The organism is Bacillota bacterium (assembly GCA_040754675.1).
In the GTDB taxonomy this organism is placed as follows: Bacteria; Bacillota; Limnochordia; order Limnochordales; family Geochordaceae; genus Geochorda.
In genome coordinates this window covers 1-3,524 of sequence record JBFMCJ010000428.1, presented here as the reverse complement: position 1 = coordinate 3,524, position 3,524 = coordinate 1, and the positions used below count along the sequence as shown (strand labels likewise).

Genomic DNA, 3,524 nt, shown 5'->3' with positions numbered 1-3,524 from the left:
TCCGCCCGCCGGGGTTGACCGCATCCGGCCCGTTGGGTGCCGCCCGGCTCGTAAACGCCACCTCGCCCCTGGTCAATGTGCCACGAACTTGCGTGAATAAGAGCTTGCGCGATTCGAAACAAGCAGAGCTCCAGTCCGAATTTGGGTGCGCCGAACTCGCTTGCGGTGCGGTTTCGATGGTAAGCGGGGTGGCACGAGCCCACAACGATGATTCCCGCAATCAAGGCGTCGGGAAAAACCCGGACGCCGGATGGGACTAAAGTGAAGGACAGATGTCCCTGCGGCTTTAGGGCTTAGCGCTCCTGGTCCCATGACAGATGTCCCTGGCCGCGCGAGTGATAGCGATTACAATAGTCGCTGCAGGGAGGGGCTGCCAACTTGATATGGCTCGTCGTGGCCGAGGACCACGCCATGGTACGGCAGGGTACCGTGCTCCTGCTTGAACGGGAGCCCGACATGAAGGTGGTTGCGCAGACCGGGGATGGCGAAGAGGCGGTGCGGCTCGCGGCGGCCCTGCGCCCCGACGTGGTGCTCCTGGACGTTCGGCTGCCCGGCCTCAACGGCGTCGCGGCCGCCGGCGAGATCCGGCGCATCGTTCCACAAACTCGGGTCCTCATGGTGAGCGCCTACGATGATGACGAGTACGTAGCCGGGGCACTGGCGGCCGGAGCCACCGGATACGTCTGCAAGGAAGCGCCCGCGGGACAGCTGGTCGAGGCGGTCCGGACGGTGGCCCGCGGCCATCTCTTTCTGGATTCCGAACTTGCCTTCAAGGTCGCCCGGTGGTGGGCCTCCTACCAGGGAAACGGGAAGAACGCCTGGGAGCCGCTGACAGCCCGAGAACTGCAGGTACTTCAGCTCGTGGCGCGGGGCCTCCGCAACAAGGAGATTGCGAGCCAGCTCGGCGTGAGCGTGCGCACGGTTGAAACGCACATCAATAGGATCCTCAGCAAACTGGGGGCCTCGTCGCGAACCGAGGCAGCCGTTCATGCTATGACGAGCGGATGGGTGGCCCTTGACCGGCCGGCTCACGAGTGAACTCAAGAGCTGGCGGGCGTGGATTCCGCCGTTTCGAGACCGCCGCTTCTGGGCCGTGCAGGCGATGGTGCTCACCGTCGCCGGTGTTCACGACCTGGTGGAGGCGAGCGGATACCTGTCCTACCTCGGAATGCTCTACTTTGTTCCGATTTCGCTCTTCTTCGCCCCCGTTGCCTATGCGGGCCTCCACTTCGGGCTCAAAGGGGCGACGGCGACGACCGCCTGGATCGTTGTGATCACGCTGCCCAACTGGATCTTCTGGCACACCGGAGCCGAGCGGTGGGGCGTGATCTTTCAGCTTGCCATCATAGCGGCTCTAGCTGCCCTGGTCGGACGCAAGGTGGACGAGGAGCGGAAGGCGCGCACCGCGGCCGAGCGGTACGAGGAGAGCCTCCGCCAGTTGGCCAAGCAACTGGTCAGCGCACAGGAGCACGAGCGTAACCGCATCGCCCGGGAACTCCACGACGACGCCGTGCAGGCTCTCGTGGTGCTGGCCAGGCGCCTGGATGAACTGGCCACGGCGACCGAGCCGGCGGCGACGATGGCGGATCAGCTTCAAGAGGCCCGGAAACTTGCCAGACACGCCGTTGAGGCTATCCGGCGCGTCATGCGGGGCCTTCGCCCGCCGGTGCTGGAGGACCTCGGGCTGGTGCCCGCGCTGCGGCAGCTCGCGGCAGAAATGACCGGCGCCGACGGGCCTCGGGTAGCCGTTTACGTCGCCGGCCGGCTGGAGCGTCTCGACCCGGAGTGCGAACTCGGGCTCTACCGCATCGCTCAGGAAGCCATGTGCAACGTCATGCACCATGCCCGAGCTTCCCGCGCCGCGGTGTGCGTGACGTTTCGTCCCGGCATAGTCCGGCTGGCGGTGTGCGATGATGGCGTCGGGTTTCCCCGTGACACAAACCGCGCCAGTGGTGGCGTGACCGGCGGCCTGGGGCTACTCGGCATGGCGGAGCGTGCCCGGTCCATCGGCGGGCAGCTGCGGATCTACTCGAAGCCGGGCAGAGGCACCACGCTTCTCGTGACCGTGCCACACCCACCGTCGGGCCGTCGGGGCACACGGGCCGGGTGGGCGGCGAGGTCCAGCGGGCGCCCGTGAGCAGGTGACCGCCCCTTTTTAGGGGGTCTTGAAAGTATCGCCTTGCGCGTCTCGCCTGGTACTCCGGGCCGCTCTTCGCCCGGCTCTGCGGCCGGCCACATGATTCGGCCCGCTCTCAATCCCTGGCAGTCACCGGCCACTCACGAAGCAGTCGCCGGCCCGCTCGAACGGATGTGAACGAGGGGTTCGCCAGCATGGCCGCCACGTTGCCAGCACGCGGCCTGGCCGCTGTCATCGCTCGGCGGGCTGTTCACCACCAGACTGGCCACACACCGGTGTCGAGCGACGCCCGGGCCCTCCTGGGAGCGGCCGGGGGAGGGTTTCTCCGCTTTGACCAAGAAGTACCTTCATGTGCGGAGGTGTCGGACTTGCGGGGGGGGCAGCCATGGACGAGGAGATTGACTTGCGAGCGTATGCTGAGGTTCTCTGGCGCGCCCGCTACGTGGTTGCCGGGGTGACACTGGCGGCGGCCCTGGTCGCCTTCGCCCTCAGCCGCTTTGCGCTGCCCAGGGTCTACGAGGCATCCACTCTGGTGGTGGTAGAGGCACCCAACGAGGAGCCCACCGCCCCGGTCATGGTCATGGCGCTCACGCCCGGAGGGTACAAGGAGATCGTGGATTCCGCGGCGTTCCAGGGTCTCATTCAGGAACGTGTCAGTCGCTCTGCCGACGCCGCGCCGCATGCTCAGGTCAGGGTCAGGGCTCGGGTGGTGCCCCAGACCAATCTGCTGGAGCTGTCGGTCGAGGCACCTCATCCCGACGTAGCCGCTCTCTGGGCCAACGAGGCTACTGCCGTGCTCCTCCAGGAGGTGGAGCGCCTTAACCAGACCCGGATGGAGCGGGCGCTTGTGCTCCTCGAAAGTCAGATACAGCAGTCCAGAAAAAACCTGAACGAGGCGCAGCAGCGACTGCAGGAGTTTATCGAGCGCGGCCCTTCGGTAGACAGGCTCCAAAACGAGCAGGCGGTGAAGCTGAAGCTCATCGCCGACTACCAGAACCGGTTGGCAAGCCTCAACGTAGCCCTGGTGGCAGAGACCACGAAACTTGAGACGTTGAAGGCGCAACTGGCCAAGCAGCCGTGGACGATAACTCTGAGCAAGGCGCTGAGCCCTGAAGGTGCGGCTGCAGCCCAAGCGCTCCGCAATCTTGGACTCAATGCGGGCGAACCCCTGATGAACCTGGAGGATGAGCAGCTCAACCCCGTGTACGTCGAACTCCAGCAGCAGGTGGCACTTCAGGAAGCGACGGTCGCCGCTTTAAACCGAAGTTGCGAACTCCTCAACTCGCACGCTTCCCGAAATGACGGGGTTTCAAACCATCAAGAAGCCCCGAGATGTATACAGTAAACATGCGCTGCGTGGCTTGCCAATGGCCTCTATGTCGTGGTA

General features: G+C 65.3%; 3 protein-coding genes. All 3 read left to right on the top strand.

Annotation, left to right across the window (positions count from 1 at the left end; all coding sequences use genetic code 11):
* The first annotated feature begins 378 nt into the window (after window positions 1-378).
* The 3 genes from AB1609_18350 (at window position 379) to AB1609_18340 (ending at window position 3,482) form a co-directional block, all read left to right on the top strand.
* The gene (locus AB1609_18350) at window positions 379-1,038 is read left to right on the top strand and encodes a response regulator transcription factor (GenBank protein ID MEW6048409.1); all 660 of its coding nucleotides are present in this window, start codon (window positions 379-381) and stop codon (window positions 1,036-1,038) included.
* Window positions 1,016-2,137 (top strand): sensor histidine kinase, encoded by a 1,122-nt coding sequence (locus tag AB1609_18345; protein ID MEW6048408.1) that lies wholly within the window; start codon window positions 1,016-1,018, stop codon window positions 2,135-2,137. Before AB1609_18350 ends, AB1609_18345 begins: the two co-directional genes overlap by 23 nt.
* A gap of 385 nt (window positions 2,138-2,522) precedes the next feature.
* A complete protein-coding gene (locus tag AB1609_18340; GenBank protein MEW6048407.1) occupies window positions 2,523-3,482 on the top strand; it encodes a Wzz/FepE/Etk N-terminal domain-containing protein in 960 nt (319 codons plus the stop codon).
* The last annotated feature ends 42 nt before the right edge of the window (window positions 3,483-3,524 follow it).

What these genes read in the sequence shown, in the direction of transcription:
- AB1609_18340 (MEW6048407.1), top strand. Translation starts at nt 2,523, where the DNA reads ATGGACGAGGAGATTGACTTGCGAGCGTATGCTGAGGTTCTCTGGCGC.